At 53.7% G+C, this 19,076-nt stretch carries 16 protein-coding genes and 1 riboswitch; of the genes, 12 read left to right on the top strand and 4 right to left on the bottom strand.

The genetic code is table 11. From position 1 onward, the window contains the following. The first annotated feature begins 124 nt into the window (after positions 1 to 124). The 7 genes from H3M12_RS03280 to H3M12_RS03250 all read left to right on the top strand — a co-directional run bounded on the left by H3M12_RS03280 (position 125) and on the right by H3M12_RS03250 (position 9,179). Positions 125 to 583, top strand: coding sequence for a nucleoside 2-deoxyribosyltransferase (locus H3M12_RS03280; RefSeq protein WP_182150917.1), 459 nt, complete (start codon positions 125 to 127; stop codon positions 581 to 583). 512 nt (positions 584 to 1,095) lie between these two features. Next, the gene (locus H3M12_RS03275) at positions 1,096 to 2,490 is read left to right on the top strand and encodes an MFS transporter (protein ID WP_182150916.1); all 1,395 of its coding nucleotides are present in this window, start codon (positions 1,096 to 1,098) and stop codon (positions 2,488 to 2,490) included. Positions 2,491 to 2,492: 2 nt separating this feature from the next. Beyond that, positions 2,493 to 3,356 (top strand): alpha/beta hydrolase, encoded by an 864-nt coding sequence (locus tag H3M12_RS03270; protein ID WP_129033229.1) that lies wholly within the window; start codon positions 2,493 to 2,495, stop codon positions 3,354 to 3,356. A 15-nt stretch (positions 3,357 to 3,371) separates the two neighbouring features. Further along, the gene (locus tag H3M12_RS03265; RefSeq protein WP_129033230.1) at positions 3,372 to 4,430 is read left to right on the top strand and encodes an alpha/beta hydrolase fold domain-containing protein; all 1,059 of its coding nucleotides are present in this window, start codon (positions 3,372 to 3,374) and stop codon (positions 4,428 to 4,430) included. 154 nt (positions 4,431 to 4,584) lie between these two features. After that, entirely contained in the window at positions 4,585 to 6,861 is a 2,277-nt protein-coding gene (locus H3M12_RS03260) for a glycoside hydrolase family 65 protein (protein ID WP_225423568.1), read from the top strand. A 160-nt stretch (positions 6,862 to 7,021) separates the two neighbouring features. Continuing rightward, positions 7,022 to 7,843: a Cof-type HAD-IIB family hydrolase gene (locus H3M12_RS03255; protein ID WP_129033232.1), complete on the top strand. Its 822-nt coding sequence runs from the start codon at positions 7,022 to 7,024 to the stop codon at positions 7,841 to 7,843. 160 nt (positions 7,844 to 8,003) lie between these two features. Then, the gene (locus H3M12_RS03250; RefSeq protein WP_182150589.1) at positions 8,004 to 9,179 is read left to right on the top strand and encodes an IS256 family transposase; all 1,176 of its coding nucleotides are present in this window, start codon (positions 8,004 to 8,006) and stop codon (positions 9,177 to 9,179) included. A 78-nt stretch (positions 9,180 to 9,257) separates the two neighbouring features. Here H3M12_RS03250 and H3M12_RS03245 read toward each other — a convergent pair whose 3' ends face one another. The 3 genes from H3M12_RS03245 to H3M12_RS03235 form a co-directional block, all read right to left on the bottom strand. Next, positions 9,258 to 10,880 (bottom strand): polysaccharide biosynthesis protein, encoded by a 1,623-nt coding sequence (locus H3M12_RS03245; RefSeq protein WP_129033372.1) that lies wholly within the window; start codon positions 10,878 to 10,880, stop codon positions 9,258 to 9,260. A gap of 93 nt (positions 10,881 to 10,973) precedes the next feature. Then, a complete protein-coding gene (locus H3M12_RS03240) occupies positions 10,974 to 11,186 on the bottom strand; it encodes a DMT family transporter (protein WP_225423580.1) in 213 nt (70 codons plus the stop codon). A gap of 81 nt (positions 11,187 to 11,267) precedes the next feature. After that, entirely contained in the window at positions 11,268 to 11,591 is a 324-nt protein-coding gene (locus H3M12_RS03235) for a DMT family transporter (protein ID WP_129033371.1), read from the bottom strand. 61 nt (positions 11,592 to 11,652) lie between these two features. Continuing rightward, positions 11,653 to 11,759, bottom strand: a riboswitch (guanidine-I (ykkC/yxkD leader). A 292-nt stretch (positions 11,760 to 12,051) separates the two neighbouring features. Between H3M12_RS03235 and scrK the strand changes: the two genes are divergently transcribed. From scrK to H3M12_RS03215, 4 genes are all read left to right on the top strand, one after another. Beyond that, complete coding sequence (scrK, locus tag H3M12_RS03230) at positions 12,052 to 12,927, top strand: fructokinase ScrK (RefSeq protein ID WP_129033370.1); 876 nt, start codon at positions 12,052 to 12,054, stop codon at positions 12,925 to 12,927. A 22-nt stretch (positions 12,928 to 12,949) separates the two neighbouring features. Beyond that, the gene (locus H3M12_RS03225; protein ID WP_129033369.1) at positions 12,950 to 13,951 is read left to right on the top strand and encodes a zinc-dependent alcohol dehydrogenase family protein; all 1,002 of its coding nucleotides are present in this window, start codon (positions 12,950 to 12,952) and stop codon (positions 13,949 to 13,951) included. A gap of 100 nt (positions 13,952 to 14,051) precedes the next feature. Then, entirely contained in the window at positions 14,052 to 14,771 is a 720-nt protein-coding gene (locus tag H3M12_RS03220) for a fructose permease (RefSeq protein ID WP_225423581.1), read from the top strand. A 4-nt stretch (positions 14,772 to 14,775) separates the two neighbouring features. Then, positions 14,776 to 15,168 (top strand): VOC family protein, encoded by a 393-nt coding sequence (locus tag H3M12_RS03215; protein WP_129033367.1) that lies wholly within the window; start codon positions 14,776 to 14,778, stop codon positions 15,166 to 15,168. Between the two features lie 74 nt (positions 15,169 to 15,242). Here the strand turns inward: H3M12_RS03215 and H3M12_RS03210 are convergent, their stop codons facing one another. Further along, positions 15,243 to 15,818 carry a TetR/AcrR family transcriptional regulator gene (locus H3M12_RS03210; protein WP_129033366.1) on the bottom strand — a complete coding sequence of 192 codons (576 nt, stop codon included), beginning with the start codon at positions 15,816 to 15,818 and terminating at the stop codon, positions 15,243 to 15,245. Between the two features lie 245 nt (positions 15,819 to 16,063). Here H3M12_RS03210 and H3M12_RS03205 point away from each other — a divergent pair, with 245 nt between their 5' ends. Further along, the gene (locus tag H3M12_RS03205; protein ID WP_182150915.1) at positions 16,064 to 18,988 is read left to right on the top strand and encodes a YhgE/Pip domain-containing protein; all 2,925 of its coding nucleotides are present in this window, start codon (positions 16,064 to 16,066) and stop codon (positions 18,986 to 18,988) included. Positions 18,989 to 19,076 lie beyond the last annotated feature (88 nt).

Below are 19,076 nucleotides of genomic sequence, written 5' to 3'. Positions count from 1 at the left end.
GAACCTGTGCAAGGCCGCTTAGGGGGGGCGGTCGCAGAAGCATGACCCACTTTTACAGAGTTGAGACTAGGCAAGCCGTTCAATCTCCGGTACACTCAGACTAAGCATAAAGGAGTGGAATAAAATGACGACACGAGTCACAACGGATCACCCACAAGTTTATTTGGCGGGCCCCTGGTTTAGCGCCGGGGAACCGGAACGCTTAGCCAACTTAGAACATCTGATGGATGAGCTGGGTATCAGCTACTATTCGCCCCGCTTAGACGGTATCGACTTAACGCCCGACGCCACGGACGCCGACCGCAACGCGGTGTTTGCCGACAATACCCAACACTTAGAATCCGCCCAACTGGTTTTAGCGGTGGTCGACGATTTCGATACCGGCACTATCTGGGAAACGGGAATGGCCTTTGGGCGCCAGATCCCGGTGGCGTACTACGCCGAGACCTTGCAGACTGAACAGACCTTTAACGTCATGTTGGCCAAGTCCGGCAAGGCCGTCTTGCAGAATTTAGACCAAGCCAAGGCGTTCTTGCAAGATCCCACGTCCGATGAATTCGCCTATCACGGCGCGATTCGGTAAGGGTAATAAATTAGGCACTAAAAAGAGTCGCGGGCTGAGTTCCGGGGCTTTTTTAGCGTGGCTTTTGCGGGGGCCCCAATGCGGTCGGCACAATGACTAAACCATGGGGAAACAAAATTATTAACTTAGAGGTCAAGAAAGGTTAAACTAGTCTGAATTGGCCCGCAACGGGTGTGGGGGTCACCGGTTATTTCAGTTTTGTCGGTGACTAGGGTTACCCACCTGTCAGTGGGCGTTACGAGAAGTCGTGGTTTCTCCGACTGGGGGTCCCTCGGTTCTGCGACTTAGTGGTTGGTTTGGAAATTAACCATTAAACGGTGTTTGGGGGCGCAAGGTTTGCGGCGCAACTAATTATCGATTAAATTGAGGGAAAGTTGGAAAAGGTAAGTGGGTGGTCAAAAAGTGGGATTACCCAGCTTAGCTGTTCTGAGTATGCTTAATCCATGAAAGCGGTTACACATAGATTTTTATAATCATGGGGATTTGATATTATTTGGGGGAGGTTGTATCGCATGAAAAATTGGCATTTATGGAAACAACGGGTGTCCTATGGGGCCACCGACATGGCCGGGAACCTGATTTGGCAAATCGTGGGACTGTATCTACTGTTCTACTACACCACGGTGTTGGGAATCTCACCAGCCTTCGTGGGGACCTTGTTCTTAGTCGTGCGGGTCATCGATGCGTTTGACGGGATGTTCTTCGGTTTCTTGATCGACCACACGCACTCGAAGTACGGGAAATCACGGCCCTACTTCTTATGGTTCGGGATTCCATTAGGGATTTTGACCATGCTGCTGTTCTTCAACCCCTCGTTTGGGGGCAGTAAGGTCTTCCAGTTGGCCTGGATTTCCATCGTTTACACGCTGTTCAGCCTGGTTTACTCCGGGGCCAACACGCCGATTACCGCCATCTTACCGGCCTTGACTAATGATCCGGACGAACAGACCAACTTAGCCAGTGCGCGGATGGTCATGACCAACATCGGGACCGCCGTTATCGGGGCGATTTCACTGCCGATGGTCGCTAAATTAGGCGGTGGCAACTCGAAGTTGGGCTGGACCGTTTGGGCCGTCATCATTGGTTTAGTCATCATGGGTCTGTTCACGTTGGCCTTTTGGAATTTGAAAGAAAATGACAGTCTGGCGGAAGAAGCGGAGGGTGCCGATGCACCCGAAATCAAAGGTCACCTGTCCGTGAAGGATTCCTTGAAGGGCGCCTTGCACAATAAGCCGTGGGTCGTTTTGAGTATCAGTTTCATTCTGTTACAGACTTTCTGGGTCATTCGGATGCAAACGGCGGTCTACTACCTGACCTACGTTTACCGCCGGGCCGATTTGGTCGGGGCGTTCAACGGGTTGATCATCGTCGCCGTTATCGGGAACTTGTCCGTGCCATTCTTGAGTAAATTCTTGAAGCACCGGAACGTGATGATCGTCTCGATGATCACCTTCGCCATTGGGGAAGCCATCATGCCGTTTGGCGTGGTACTGTTGTTCACCGGGACCGTGATTGCTACGGTCGCCATGGGGGCCGCTTTCTCGATTGCCTTCGTCATGATTGCGGACACGGTGGAATATTCCCGGTCCGAACTGCACATTGATGAACCCGGCATCCTGTCTTCCGTCCCGATCGTAGGTGCGAAGTTAGGGATGGGCTTAGGCGGTGCCTTAGCCGGCTGGATCCTGTCCTGGGGTGGCTTCGAAGCGGCCGCTAAGATTCAAGGCGCCAAGGCCGTTATGGCTATCAGTACCAGCTTCATCTGGTTATCGGTTGCCTTAGCCATTGCCATCGTGCTTATCTTACAGTTCTACAAGTTGGACGAAAAAGAAGTCACGTCGGCGGTGCGGGCTGAAGCCGCAAAACAAGCAGCTGCTAAGGACGCGAAGAAAGTCGAAACGGATTAACCATGCAAGTCACCACGCAAACACTGGGCACGGGGCCTACGCAAGTGACCGTGACCCTGTATTTACCGGATGCCATCGCAGATTTCCAGCACCCGCAGATGCGGCCACTAGCAATCATCTTACCGGGTGGGGGCTTTGACTTCCACTCACAACGCGAAAGTGAACCGATGGCGCTGGCGTATGCCGCGCAAGGCTTTGCCGCCGTAACCGTGGCCTACCGCTTAACGGCGGCGGGTCCCGTGTTGCCGGTCGCGTTGTGGCAGATTGCCACGGTGGTGGCCTACTACCACGACCACGCCGCCGAGTTACACCTGGCTAGCGACCACATCATTTTGGCCGGTTTCTCAGCGGGTGGGTATTTGGCGGCATTGTACGCCGATTTGTGGGCCGACCCGGCGCTAGCGACGCCACAAATCTTACCGGTAGCTAAGCGCCAGGTGAGTGCGTTAGCGTTGGCCTATCCAGTGATCGGGTTACGGTTGGGCTGGCCAAAATTAGCTGCGAAAAGCCGCGCCATTCACGGTGATTTTACGCGGCATGAGGCCGACCAATTGGTCACATCACAGAACCCACCGACCTTCATTTGGGCGACGCAGACCGACGAAACGGTCCCTGTCCAAAACACCTTGGCCTACCTCACGGCCTTGACGCAACACAAAATTGCGACGCGGGCGCAGATTTATGAAAGCGGCCCCCACGGGTTGGCGTTAGCGCGCAGCCAGACCGCTTTTCCCGTAAGTTTTCGGCCCACGGACCCGACATGGGGGGAACGTTATTGTCGGGCCGACGTGGCGCAGTGGTTGACGGACGAACTAGCTTGGTTGGCGCGTCTCTGGCGACTGGACGCCTTTTGGCGCGAACAATAAGGGGAGGAATTTACCATGTTGAATGATACGACGACGGAACGGTCATTAGGCTATCAAGATGAATTGAACCGATTACGTAAATTGAAGGTGGCTAACGAGAATAACGGCGTCACCAGTTGGATCAAGGAGCGGCCCGCTGCGGTGCTGCACACCTATGAGCCCTTAGTGTGGGAGACCGTGGCCGGCATTCCGGAGAACCCGCAATTGGACAGTGACCTCTTCAGTCTACGGCAGGGGACCGAGACCGCGGGGCAACGGGATCTGACCACCCACGAGATGAAAGTGGAGATGCGCCAAATCGTGGCGATGAACCGGCGAGTCCGGGTCATCCGCGTTGCCCGCCTTGACCATTTGGATTCAGCGCAAGCAATTCTGTACTTTCATGGCGGCGCGTATTATGGTGGAACCCCAGAGGACGTGTTGGTCGCCATGCGGTACCTAGCAGAACAATCCAACTGTGTGGTCTATAACGTCGACTATGCCTTGGCACCTGAACAGCCGTATCCAGCCGGAATTCTCGATGGGTTAGCCGTCGTGGCGGCTTTGAAGCCCGACTACGATAAGATCTCGTTGAGTGGGGACTCAGCGGGGGCATCGATTGCCTTAGCCGTTAGTCAGCTCTGCCGGTCAATGGGCATCTGCACCATCGAAAGCCACTTGTTGTTCTACCCGACACTGATGCAAGGCTCGGACTACAACGGTGAGTTGTGGAACGACCAGAGTATCGATATCGTGGACGAACAGCGGCCAGCGTTGCACCGGTTCTACCAGCTCTTTGAACAGTTGGATAAAATCATGACTGACTATTACGTTGACCAGCAACCGCTGGATTTGACGGCACCGTTGTTGTCACCATTATTAGCGGATCCGCGGTCGTTCAAACGCACCACGGTCTTGATTGGGGAATTCGACCCCTTCCGCTTACAATCGGAAGCCTTCATCAAGCAGGTGGGGCTAGCCAATGGGGATGCCAATTATATCCGTTACGGCGGCATTAGCCACGCCTTTCTGAACTTCACCGGAAACGTTCCGGCGGTTCAAGACGCCATTCAAATGGCGGCTAAATTAGTTTAATAGTGACGGGACACCGCCCAGTATGCCAGACCTTGACAGGCCACTGGGCGGTGCCTGCCGTTTATCGTGTCCTGGGGATTAATGGTTGACTAGCTGAAACAACTGGGGAGCGCTAGACAACCGGGATACGGAATCTTATTTTTTAGGGGGAGTTATGTTGACCTTACGTGCTTATCATCTCACATTAAATGACGTTGCAAACGACAATCCAGAATATCTGGAAACCGTCTTTTCGTTGGCCAACGGACACTTCGGCGTCCGGGCGAACGACCCGATTAGCAGTAACCCCATCACCGGGACCCTCATCAACGGGTTCTACGAAGTGGCCCCCATTATTTATGGGGAAGCGGCAGTTGGCTACGCGAAACAGCGGCAAACGATCTTGAACTTACCTGACCTGCGGCATTTGAACGTGATGACCGTGTCCGGTCATCCGTTCACCACTAGTCACCGAACTAGTGCGGATCTCGATCTACGGACCGGGGTCTTGACGGAACAGTACCAGGCCTCTTCGCAACAGGGCGAGACTATCGGTATCGCGGTCGAATCCGTCATGGGTCAAAATTTGAACAATTACTGGGGCGTGACCTATACCTTTACGGCAGGCAATTACGCGGGACCGTTGGTCGTGAGCAAGTCCATCGCCGTGCCGGCCGCAGCCGAGGCGATTGCTTCAGCCGACCCACGCAAGACCCGAATGGCGGGGATGCCCATCTGCAAGACCGATTTCCCGTCACCGAACGTCCAACGCTACCACATTCAGACCAAGCAGTCGAAATTGTCCGTGACCATGTATCTGGCCATGACTGCCCCGGCACAGGGGACGTTACTCCGGTACCGCATGGATCTCAGTGATGACAGTGCCCACACGCTATCCTACCAGGTCTATGTAGGTAACGTGGACGACCACAACACCATCGATCCACTGGTGCCAACGTTGGATAATTCGATGCAGACGTTAAAACTCGACAGTCAGCACTTCTGGCAACAGATTTGGGCGCAAAGTGAAATCATGGTCGATGGCCACAAAGAATTGGATCTGGCCATCCACTACAATCTCTTTCAGCTCAACCAGGGGGCCGGGCGTGACGGGCGAACTGCCATTCCGGCCAAGGGCTTGAGTGGGTCCGGTTACGAAGGCCACTACTTCTGGGATACCGAAATGTACATGTTGCCGTACTTCACTTATACCAACCCGGCGATGGCTCGACAACTCTTGTTGTACCGGTACCAGACGTTGCCGCAAGCCAAGCAACGGGCGCGCGACATGGGCGTGGAACACGGTGCGCTGTACGCTTGGCGGACCATCAACGGCCAGGAAGCTTCGCCATTCTTCCCGGCCGGGACGGCGCAGTACCATATCGACGCTGACATCGCTTACGCCGTGGGCAAGTACTACGAAACGACCAAGGACCTGGACTTCATCGAGCAGTGCGGGTTTGCAATCGTGTTGGAAACGGCGAAGTTCTGGGCGGATTTTGGAACCTGGCGACAAATCGGGGACCAAGCGCGCTTCGAATTTTTGACCGTGACCGGACCCGATGAATACACGGCCTTGGTCAACAATAACTACTACACCAACCGGTTAGCGAAGCATAACTTCGAGTTGGTGGTTCAGTTGGCCCACCGCATCATGGACGATGATCCGAACCTGTTGGCCAGCTACGGCGTGACCACGGCTGATTTGGCCCACTTCACTCAATTGGCGGCTCACGTCTACTTGCCATATAGTGAGGATCAACAGATTAATGAACAAGACGACAGTTTCTTGAGCAAGCCGCGCTGGCCGAGCGACCGGTTGACGCCGGAACATTTCCCATTATTGCTACACTACCATCCGCTGACGATTTACCGCTACCAGGTGGCGAAACAGGCTGACACCTTACTGGCCGAGTACCTGTTCCCACGGGATATCTCCGCGGTCCAGTTGAAACGTGAACACAAGTACTATGAAGGGGTCACGACTCACGATTCGTCGTTATCCCGGTCGATCTTTAGCATCTTAGCGGCTCGGATGGGCGAATCCGAAAAGGCCTACCGTTACTTCATGGACACGGCCAGAATGGATTTGGTCAACCTACAAAAGAACACCGCGGACGGCCTACATTTGGCCAACCTCGGCGGTAGCTGGTTAGCCTTAGTTTCCGGATTTTCCGGCTTCTATTTGGCTGATGGCGTGGCGCATGTGGCCAACCACTTGCCCGCCGAACTCAACCAGTTGACTTACCGCTTGCGCGTGGGCGACAGTATCTTGGAAATCGTGTTGAACGCCCAAGAAACGCAGGTCACCTTGATCGAAGGTCCGACGATTCGCGTCGACGTGAACGGGAGCTTGCAGACCCTGACAGCCAAGGTGCACACCAAGGTTCAGGTCAAGGTTACGCCAACGGCAGACCGGGAGGCCAAGCCAGTTTCCGGCGATAAAATTTAAAGATTGAATCGACTGAGTGTAAACGAAAACCAGCTTTCTACGGGGAAAATGACCTGTAGGCGGCTGGTTTTTTGAAGTTTGCGTCCAAGACGTCAGGGATTTGGTCGCGTGAGCAAAGTGTGCGATACTACCCCTAAACGCTAAAGGAAGTGCTATGGCAATGTATCAACTGGTAGCGAGTGATTTAGACGAGACCCTCTTACGAGCGGACGGGTCCGTGTCGGCGGAAAACGTGGCCGCCATCAAGGCTGTAGTGGCGCGCGGTGTGAAGTTCGTTCCCAATACGGGGCGTAGTTTTACCTCGATTCAACCCTTATTGGAAAAATTTGGGCTAGCCGGTTTGGCCGACCAGTACGTGGTTTCTTATAACGGAGCGGCGGTGGTCGAAAACCAGGGGAATCGAGTCGTTTTGGCTAACGCGATGCCGTTTGCGGAGGCCAAGCGCGCCTTCGATGTTTTGGCGAGCGTCCCGGACACCGACGTGCACATCTACACGTTAGACGACCTCTACATCTACCGACCGCGTGCCGACGATGAGGCCTATCTAAAGACCCGTGGGGTGGCGTTTCACCCGCTGGCTGACCGAGCGGACTTCGCCCAATTCAAGGACATGCAGATCATGAAGGTCATTGCCATGCACCCGGATGCGCAGGTCCAACAGACGTTGCAGACCCACATCGAAGCGACGTTTGACCACCAAATCAACTGTTCGCTATCGTCGGGCATCTACGTGGAGGTCAACCACCTGGGCGTCGACAAGGGGCAGGCGACCTTGGCGTTATGCCGACGCTTGCAGATCCCGATTAAAAACGTCATCGGCTTGGGTGATAACGTCAATGATTTGGCGATGTTACACACCGTGGGCTTGCCCATCGCCGTGGCTAACGGCGTCCCAGCGGTCAAGGCCGTGGCCAAATACGTAACCACGCACGACTATGAATCGGGTGTGGCGGAAGCGTTACATCGGTTTATCCTTGACTGACCACTAAAAATTGAAACCACGAAAAAACTCGTTCCGGCGTTACCTGGCTGGAACGAGTTTTGAGAGTGTAAAATATTTTGTGTAAATGAGTATTGAAAAAGGGAAGACCTTCCCCGTATGATTATAAGCGTCTAAACCAAATCAACGGAGGTCTTCCCCTATGAATCAGTTTAACAAAGAATTGGCAAATGTACTACTATCTCATGGTGATTTAAAAGAAGTTTTTAGAAAACAACTGCAGGATACATTAAATACGTTACTTCAAGCCGAGTTAACTTCTGTTCTAGGCTACGATCCTTATGATCGTCAAGGTTTCAACTCTGGTAACTCTCGAAATGGCCAATATTTTCGTCAAATTGATTCAGAGTATGGAAAGCTGAGTATCTGTGTCCCACGCGATCGCAAGGGCGAGTTTAAGGCTAACTTAATCCCACCTTATTCTCGAAGAGTAGATGCACTGGAAACGACGATTATACAGTTATACGAAAAAGGAATTACAACTCGAGAAATAGCTGACTTAATCGAGAAGATGTATGGAACTCATTATTCACCCACTACGATTTCCAACATTACAGCCATTGTTGAGGATCAAGTGACTGCTTATCATCAGCGGCGGTTTAGTTCGACAGACTACGTCTGTCTTTTCCTTGATGCAACTTATGTGCCCTTACGTCGTGATACGGTTCAAAAAGAGTCGGTTTATGTCGCTTTAGGTATTAAAGCAGATGGTCATAAAGAAATTTTAGATTACTGTATTGCACCAACGGAAAATTCAGAAGTTTGGTCCGAATTACTAACTGGTTTAGTCAGTCGTGGTATTAAACACGTCCAGTTAGTCATCGCAGATGGCTTAGTTGGCTTGGATTCAGCGCTTAACCACAATTATCCTCAAGCTAAATTTCAACGCTGTCTGATCCATATGTCACGAAATATCATGCAGAAAGTTCGTGTAAACGACCGTGCAGAGGTCGTTAATGAGTTCAAAGAACTCCACAGAGCAAAAACACGTGATGAAGCCCAGCTAATTTTAAATCGTTTTATCGATCATTGGGAGTCAAAGTATCCTCGAATGGTTAGAAATTTAGCCAGTACGTCTAATTTACTAACCTTCTTAGAATTTCCTCCGAGTATTCGCAGAACAATTTACTCAACGAATATTATTGAATCATTCAATAAAAAGCTGAAGCGCAAGACAAAAGTCAAAGAACAATTTCCAAATGAATCAGCACTTGACCGTTTCCTTGCGACAATTATCTTAGAGTACAACGAGAAATGCTTCGGCAGAGCTCATAATGGCTTCAAGCAGTGCCAAGATACTTTAGAATCAATGTTTTAAGCTAGACAAAATGATACGAAGAAGTCTTCTTGTTATTTACACAAACTTCTTGACACTCCCCGAGTTTTAGCTATGGGTCTATTCAAAATGTTTATAACGGAAATACTTGTAAGCCAGCTTGCGGTCGAACAACTTTTCGGAAAGTCCAGATAGATTGGCCAGCAACAAGTACACGGCCAGATAGATCAGCCCCATGACGGCACAGAAGACCATCGCGGCGAATTTGCTGGTCAAACCGGTGACCGGAAAGACCAGGTGGACCAAGGCGCCAATCACCACCACGGCAATCAAGAGGCCAAGATTGACTGCCAGAATCAAGCCTAAGCGACGCAGGTCGAAGCCGTAGTATTTGCGAATGACGTGTAACCCGCTGAACAGAACGACGGCAAAGGCGATGCTGGTCGCCAGAATTGCGCCCAGGCCTTGTAAAGCGTAGACCAACGGGTATTGGAGCACCAATTTAACGGCCAGACCTAGCAATAATAGCCAGGTGGCTTTTTTGCTCATCCGTAAGGCCTGCATGACGGTCAACACGTTGATGCCCATCCCCAGAAGCAGGCTTTGCATCACGTTGTAACCTAGGTAGACGCCCCCGGTATGGTCGAAGTTAAAGAAGATGCCGTAAATCGGGTAGGAGAGCGCCCAAACCATGATGACGGCCGGCAACAAGAAGAACAGCAACAGGTTCAAGTTGGATTCGATGTCGCGTTGAATCCCCGCTCTGTTAGCCGTGGCGTGGGCGATTTTACTGGAGATCAATGGTAACGAGGTCTCCGAAATCGCCATGGCCAACGACACGACCACCGTGGTGATCTTGTTGGGATTGGCCGAGAAGATGGTGAAGGCGTACTGGGTCGCGTTGGCCGAAAAATGCAACGCACCTTGCATAATCTGTTTGAAGAATAGCTGGTCGAACAGTTGGCATAACGTGATGCCGGATCCCACCAAAATAAACGGAATGGATTCGTAGACGATGGTCCTGATCATGGCCAGTAAATCGCGGGTCGATGACGCTTGTTGGTCGCCCGGTACCGTGGCCGGGGCAGCCGCCCCACGCAGGCGCCGAAGCAAGTACAAGTAGCTGGCCACGGCCCCGACAAAGGCGGCGAAGACGCTGATGTAGACCGCGGCGGTGTAGTCATAATCCAAAAGCTCTAAAGCCACGTAAGTCCCGACCAGAATCACGATGACCCGAATGAACTGTTCCCAGAGTTGGGAGACCCCAAAGGGTTTGAGGTCGGAATTGCCTTGAAACCAGCCCCGTAAGATGCTCATCGAGGGCAAAATCACAATAGCGGGCACCAGGGTCCGGATCGCCGTGACGGCACTTTGCGCAGAACTGACCGGACTGTTTTTAGCGATGAGGGGAGCTAAGGCGTAGAGTAAGACCCCACAGATGACCCCGGACACCAACATGACGATGAAGCCGATTTGACCGACACGTTTAGCATTGCCGGGTTCAGCCTTCCCGTTAAAATAAGCCACGCGCCGCGCCACCGCCGACGGGAACCCCGCCGTGCCTAGCGCGATGAACAGCGCGTAGGGGGTATAAGCCGTGTTGAACAGAGCCTGGGCGGCCGTTTGGTGGCTGGGCGAGCCAATCATGTACAACCACGGAATCAGGTAGACAATCCCCAAAACCCGGGAGATGATACTGCCAAAGGAGAGCCAAAAAGTTCCTGAGATGATTTTTTTATTCATAGCGTGACTACTCTCTAAATTTTAGATTTGGTGGCCGAAAACGGCACTCGTTGTTTCATTTTAAGCGTCCCAGCGCGAAAAGAAAAGAGGGAATCAGGCGGTCAGCTTCAAGCCAATCGTTGCCACTAGAATCACGGTGACCCAGAGGAGTTTGCGCCAGTCGTGCGCTTCACCGAAAAATAGCATGCCAGACAAAACGCCGCCGGCCGCACCGATGCCGGTCCACACGGCGTAGGCAGTGCCCATCGGTAGTGTCCGTAACGCGATATCGAGGCCACCGAAACTCACGCTAAAGGCCAGGACCATAGCGGTCCATACCCCCCAGGTGTGGCGGTGCAACGCCCAGCATCTCACTGAGGCCCGCAAAGATGATCCAGAGCCAGGCCATTAGGACCGCCTCCTTGCCGTGACGGTCTGCAAGCCGCCGATGCCCAGAATTAACAGGGCAATCAAACCAACCTTGACCCAACTGAAAGGCTCGTGAAAGACAGTCATCCCCACAACGGTGGTGCCTAATGTGCCCAGGCCAACGAAGATCGCATAGACGGTGCCGGCCGGCAGATACCGGCTGGCCGTAATCAAAAAGTAGAAGCTAAGGCCGACCGCTACTACTGTTAAGCCCCAGGTGCCAACGTTTTGGGCGTGTTTGAATCCAACTACCCAACTGACCTCGAAAATGGCGCCGAGGCCGATGCGTAACCAAGCTTGCATTGCTTGTTCCTCCTGACACAATCGCTAAAAAAGCCCGAGAAATTTTGTCGATGATGACAAAATCTCCCGGGCTTTTTCCCCGCCGTGTGCCGCCAGTGCGTTAACTGGCGAGGCTTTCTCTCGGACCAGGCCGTTCAAGTTGAACGCGGAACCCTAGAAAGCACAGCTACGATTGAATTGAATGGCCTCAGCTTAGCACGGCCGACGATGAAAGACAAGCGAAAAACGGCTTGAAACTCGCGAATGAAGCAAAAAATGATGTAAAAATGTAATCGATTACATCATGATAATAGCTAGCTTTCTTAAACTTTTCACAAACTAAGTGGGCCTGAAAAGGGGTAGGCAGGGGTGGCCTGAGATGCTATGCTGAAAGCGGTTCAAAGGTGATGAAAGCGGTCACCAGCAGTCATATTATTCAAGGAAAATACGTGGTATTTTCCATACTACTGGAGGTAACATTATGCAACTTGGGAGTATTGAAGCGGGAGGCACGAAGTTTGTCTGCGCAATCGGTGACGAAGATTACCGGATTCACGACAAGATTCGAATCCCCACGACCACACCAGAAGAAACGTTGCGGCAGACCGTCGCGTATTTTAAGCAATTCCCGGAGCTAAAGGCCTTGGCCATCTCGTCGTTTGGCCCGATCGAACTCCGGCACAACTCGCCGAAGTACGGGTACATCACGGATACCCCGAAGAAGGGCTGGGCGAACACGAATTTCGTGGGACGGCTCAAACAGGATTTAGACCTACCCATGTATTGGACGACCGACGTAAACGGCTCAGCTTACGGGGAGTACGTGATGTCGACGCTCTTCAACGAACAGTTGGAGTCGCTGGTCTACTTCACAATCGGAACCGGTGTGGGCGCTGGTACGGTGGTCAACGGGAAGTTCTTAGGGAGCTTAGGCCACCCCGAAGTTGGCCACGTCCGCTTGAAGCGGCACCCCGACGACCTAGACTTTCCGGGCATCTGCCCATTTCACGGCGATTGCTTGGAAGGCTTGGTCTGTGGGCCAACGTTTGAAGCGCGGGTCGGCAAGCCGGGCAAAGACGTGCCGTTGACCAATCACGTCTGGGATATCATGGCCTATTACGTGGCGCAGGCCGCGTTACAGGAAACGTTGTTGATTCGGCCGGACAAAATCGTCTTTGGCGGTGGGGTGGTCAGTGAGCCATTCTTGGTCAAGGTCCGCGCCGAATTTGCGAAGTTACTGAACAATTACGTCGACGTGGGGAAATTAACGGACTACATCGTGATGCCAGCCGTTAAGGACAACGGGTCGGCGACGGTCGGGGACTTTGCCCTGGCTCTAAATGAATACAACAAATAATTAATTAAAGGAGCGCTTGAACATGAAAGCATTAGTTTTAACGGGTACCAAGCAGTTTGAAACCCAAGATTTACCCACCCCAGAAGTGAAGCCGGGCGAAGTCTTAGTTAATACGGCTTACGCGGGCATCTGTGGCACGGACCGCGCATTGTACGCGGGCTTACCTGGTTCTGCGAACGCGGTGCCACCGATCGTTTTGGGTCACGAAAACTCCGGGACTGTTGCCGCCGTTGGCGACGGGGTCACGACCGTTAAAGTCGGTGACCGGGTCGTGGTTGACCCCAACATCTACTGTGGCAAGTGTGAATACTGCCGCACTGGGCGGCCCGAACTCTGTGACAACTTATCCGCGGTCGGTGTGACCCGGAATGGTGGCTTGGAGAAATCCTTCACGGCCCCAGCTTCCGTCGTTTACCCGATTCCAGATAGCCTCTCCTTTAAGGAAGCGGCCACCACGGAACCCGTTTCCTGCGCGGTTCACGGGATTCAACTCTTGAAGTTGTCCCCATATCAAAAGGCATTGGTCATCGGAGATGGCTTCATGGGGCAACTCTTCGTCCAACTCTTACAAGCTTACGGTGTGCACCAAGTCGACTTGGCCGGCATCGTGGACGAGAAGTTAGCGTTGAATAAGGAAAAGTTCAACGTCAAGAACACTTACAATACCACGCACGATAAGATTCCAGCCGACTACGATGTTGTCGTCGAAGCTGTGGGCTTACCACAAACCCAAGAAGAAGCGGTCGAAGCTACTAAGAAGGGCGCTCAAGTCCTGATGTTTGGGGTCGGCAAGCCAGACCAACACTTCTCCATGAACACCTACGAAGTTTACCAAAAGCAACTGACCATTCAAGGGTCCTTCATCAACCCATACGCCTTCAAGGACGCGATTGCGTTACTCGCCAGTGGTGAAGTCAACGTTGACCCGTTGATCAGTCACGTGGTCAGCTTGGATAAGGTCGAAGACGTCTTGAACGGCAATATCAAAGGCGTCAGCAAGGCCGTTGTGAAGGTTGCCGATTAGTTAGAGTCAAAGAAGGTAAGGGATTAACGTGAAAGCTGAAGTTGCAACCAATTATCGGACAGCGGCGCCGACACCGCGCGCCACCAAGCGGACGATATCGATGTCCAAAGCCGTTGCCTTCTTCATTTTATCGCTGGTGTTCAACTCTGCCGGCAACGTGTTAACGTTGGTGACGAGTGCTAAGATTCACCCGTCCTTTTTAGGCGCCGCTTACTGGTCGGCTGCCGAAGCCAACATTGGGACGGCTTTCCATTGGAACTTGTTTTGGGCGTTTCTGATCATTGGGTTTTTGACCGCGGCCTTAAATGCCGTGCTGATCCACCATTGGAATTGGAAACGCATCGCCGGCAATATGATCTTTATGGTGCCGTTTTCCGCACTGATTCAAGTCTTTCAGGATTTCTTCGATGGCAAGTATCCCGCGTTGTTTCGGGGCTTACCCGTGGCGAATAGCTTCGGGATGGACCTGTTCTACGTGGTGTTGAACTTCATCGGGGTCGCCTTCATTGCGGTGGCGATTTCGATTTACCAGCGGGTCAACTTGGTTCTGCACCCAGCTGATGATCTCATGCAAATCCTTCGTTTTCGGTACTTTAAAGGTAACGCGACCAAAGCCATGTGGGCGTCGTACATTCCGCCGACCATTCTGGCCATCATCGCCATCATCGTCACGCAACAATTTAGTAACTTCGGGTTAGGCACCCTGTTTGCTTTCGTCGCCCAGGGCTCCATTACGGGCATCGCGGACAAGTGGGTCTTCCCGAAGCTGAAACACCAAGCATTAGACGTGGGGAAAGACATCTCCACCGAGGAGGGGTAACACCATGGCAGTGCAAGATTACATCACGGGAATCCAACACGTGGGGATTCCGTCCATTGATTTAGACAAAACGATTGCGTTTTACAAGGGACTCGGCTTCAAGCAGGCCGGTCTCTTCCCCAACGGGCAAAACCGGTGCGCGTTCATGCAACTAGGCAACTTGATCATCGAGACCTGGGAAGGCGACCCGACTAATCCCACGGCCGGCGCCATCAACCACATCTCGTTGAACACGACCGACGTGGACCAAGCTTTTGCCGCCGCAAAGGAACAGGGCTTAAACCTGGTCAACGACCAGATTCAAAGTATCCCGACCTTCTGGGACAAGGGGATTCGCTTCTTCAACATTCTGGGGCCGAACCACGAAACCATTGAGTTCTGCCAGATTTTGAAGTAACGCGGTAATTCAAAATAGTAACACCTGAGAAAACCGGCTGACCAAAGCCTTCTGTGGTCAACCGGTTTTTTGTGCTAGTGGAAAAAGGGACTGACACCCTGAAAGTTCAACTTCTCGGCGTAGGTCTTGAAGGTGGTCTGGTCGATTTGACCGTTTTTAGCGGTGGTGATGAAGTAGTGGTAAAGCGACAAGGTGTTGTGGATGAGAAAGTGGGCCGTGATGGTGGCGTCCTGGCGGGTCAACGGGTAAGACGCTTGAATAGCCGTAGCGAGAGTCCGGGTCAGTTTCCGTTCGATGTAGGTCGCAAACTGGCTGTAATCATCGGAGAACAGAACCCGTTTGACGGCGGCGGAGTGGCCCTCGACGAACTGGATGAAGTCGTCAAGCAACACGCCGGGATGGTGGTAAACGTACGCGATGGGCCGTCGCTGGATAATGGCGGCCAGTTGCGCGGTGATTTGGTCGGAAAACTGGGTCACCAAATCATCGAGGGTGTCGTAATGTAAGTAGAAAGTCTTACGGTTGATGCCGGCCTGCTGGGTCAGCAACGTGACCGTGATGGCTTGGTAGCGGTGGGTCACCGCTAACGTTTCGAGGGCCGTCAACAAGGCCCGCTGGGTTCGTAAAGCCCGTTTATCAATGGTTGCCATAGTCGTCAGACTCCTTTAAGTTAAACCCCAATCATGGACAAACTGAGGTTTAAGCCCCAACTGGGCGGTAACTGGTGTGGGCAGGTCCCAGGAAAGTGCGTAAAGTGGGACGCAGAAACGTGCAGTCGCGGATTGGTTAAGACCAATATAGCATAGCGACTGCCAACAAGCGGGGTGGCCGCCTCCTCAAGGTCAAGTGAGTCAACTAAGGACCGGGTGGTGGTGACGCGAAAGGGGCGCAAGCAATGATTAAAGCGGAGTGGGGTTATTTACGGCGGCATTTGTTTATGATCGTGGTGCTCGTGGTCATTACGTTGATTCCATCGATCTATGCCGTGACTTTTTTGAAGTCCATGTGGGACCCGTACGGCAAATTGGGAGAGTTGCCGGTGGCCGTGGTGAACCACGACCAACCGATAACTTATCACGGAAAACGGTTGGCGGTGGGCCAGGGCTTGACGCGGCAATTGAAACGTTCCAAGGCACTTGAGTTTAAGCTCGTCTCGACCACAACGGCGCAACGGGGATTGACTCACGGCAAGTACTACCTGGTTTTAACGATTCCGCAGAACTTTTCACGCCACGCGACCACCTTATTAGCGGCCCATCCGCAGACCATGGCCTTGCATTACGACACCAGTGCCGGGCAAAGTCTGATTGCCAGCAAGATGGGCGAATCAGCGATGACTACCTTGCGGGCTAACGTGGCGGCACAAGTCACGCGGCTTTACGCCAAGACCTTATTCACGGCCCTGGGGCAACTGGACGGAGGCCTCCAAACGGCTGCCAACGGGACCAAGAAATTGACGACGGGAAGTCAACAGTTGCAGACCGCTGACCAGCAGGTGGTCAGTCACCTGCGGACCCTGGCGGCCAGTTCGTTGAAGCTCCAGCATGGCAGTCAGACTTTGAACGTGGGGCTCGGCCGTTATGTAAAGGGCGTGACTCAGGCGCAAACGGGCAACCAACAAGTGACTACCGGCCTCGACCGGTTACTCGGGTCGAGTGACCAGTTGGCGAGTGGCGTCACGCAATTAGACGGTGGGGCCCAACGGTTGTCTACCGGGGTCAACCAAGCGCTGACGGGGGCCACACAATTGGTCACCAGGGCGACGCGAAGTGCCACGGGAGCCCACCAAGTCGCTCAGGGAACGCAACGGTTGACGCCAGGCACTCGGCGGTTGGCGCAGGGCGTAACGCAAGCTACGCGAGGCGCCAACGCCTACGTGGCAGGGGTGCAGGCGAGTCAGACCGGGGCCACGCAGTTAGCTCAGGGGTTGGACCAGTTACAGCGGCAAACGGCGATATTACAGACGGCCGCACCTCAGCTCCAGACCGGGGCCACCAGCTTGACCAGTGGGTTAACTACGCTGGCGACCAACAGTGCCACGGTCACCCGCAACTTGCAAGCCTTACAACACCAAATCACCCAAGGACAGGGGCAACTGACCGCGGTGAGTCAGCAAATCACGACACTCAAGCACCAGACCGCTGGTGCCGGCTTGGCCAAGGTCAACCCCGCACTCACGCGACTTAAAACGGCGGTAGCAGTGAGCCAGCACCTGCATGCCCAGGTGGCGGCGACGGCCACGGCCCAGAAGCTGACGGCGACGCAGAAACGCGCAGTGCTCAAGACCGTTGATCAGGCGGCCAATACCACCGCCATTACCGCGGCATTAGCGAGTCTCAGTTCGGCGGTCAGTGATGCGACGGCGAAGGCGCCCACAACCACGGGAACGACCAAAGCACTCGCTGCGGCTCAGAATCAACAAAGTGACTTGGCCAGTACCGTGGGTCAGCTCGCGACGGAGTCACAACGAGTCACGCGTGGGACGCAACAGGCGGCGGCTTCAGCGCACCAACTGACTACGGGGCTGACGCAAACCACCACGGCGTTGCCAAAGGTCACTGGCAGTCTCACGCAACTAAGTACCGGGGCCACCACACTGGCTCAAAAGATGGGGCAACTGGAGACGAGTGGCGGCACCTTAACGGCAGGGCTACAGTCCTTACAAACTGGTGCGGCCATGCTTAACAAGCACAGTGCCCAACTTAGCCAGGGCGCTACGCAAGTCGCGACCGGTACGCACCAACTGGCGACCGGAACCAACCGTTGGGTCACGCAAAGCCGCGCGTTAGGCACGGGGGCACACCAAGTTGCGGATGGCTTAGCCCAATTCCAGACGAAGGTCCCCGCATTGACTAGCGGCGTTGCCCGGTTAGCCACGGGGAGTCACCAAGTGGGCACCGGCTTGACGCAACTGAGCACCACCGGAGCCACGTTAACGGGTGGTGCGGCGCAATTGGCCACTGGTGCCAGCCAGCTCGCCCCCGGGGCCAGCCAGTTAGCGCGTGGCGCGGCCCAAACGGCTCAGGGTACGGGAAAGCTCAATTCCGGGACGAAGCAGTTAGCCACAAAATTAGGCGCGGCGGCGACCAAAGGCCGCACGCACCCGTCCACGGCGACTTATAACCAGGTGGCTCGCCCGGTAACGACGACGCATACGGACCGCGACGATGTCCCCAATAACGGGACCGGGATGGCACCATACATGATGTGCGTGTCACTGTTCGTTGGGGCGTTAGCCTTGAATCTGATGTTTGACCTCTACACACCGCGGCATTTTCCGGAATCTGCTTTTAGTTGGTGGGCCAGCAAGGCCAGTGTCTGGGGGCCGTTCGTGGTGGTCGAAACGGGAGTGATGTTTGCCTTATTGATGATTATGGACGGTTTGCGGCCGCTCCATCCAGGCGCCACGCTGGTGGTCTTGTTCCTGGCGGCGGCGACGTTTATGACCATCGTGGCCTGGTTGAACCTGGTCTTAGGCAAAGCCGGGGCGTTCTTTAGCATGGTGCTGTTGGTCCTACAACTGGGCGCATCGGCGGGGACCTACCCGTTGCCATTGACCAGTCACTTCTTCCAGGCCATTCATCCCTTCTTGCCCATGTCTTACGGGGTTGCGGGATTACGGCAAACGCTGATGATTGGCGATTCGGCTTGGCCGGATATCGGGATGTTAATCCTCTTCTTAATGGTCTTTACGGGCCTGACCTGGCTGTTCTACGCCCGCCGGTATGCGCGGCTCAAGCGGATTGACTTTAATGATGCCGCAGCTGTGAGTGCCACCCGAAGTCGCTTAGCGGCCCACCTGATTCGGCAAAAAGAGTAATTGTGCTCATTGAATGATCAACTTGTGGCAATGATTGGGTCCTCTCTTGGAGATGGCTCAATTTTTGTGATGAGTGAGGTGGTATGCA

The sequence above is a fragment of the Levilactobacillus suantsaii genome (assembly GCF_014069315.1).
GTDB lineage: Bacteria > Bacillota > Bacilli > Lactobacillales > Lactobacillaceae > Levilactobacillus > Levilactobacillus suantsaii.
The sequence above is the reverse complement of the archived record's forward strand: the minus strand, read 5'-3'. Positions and strand labels throughout refer to the sequence as shown.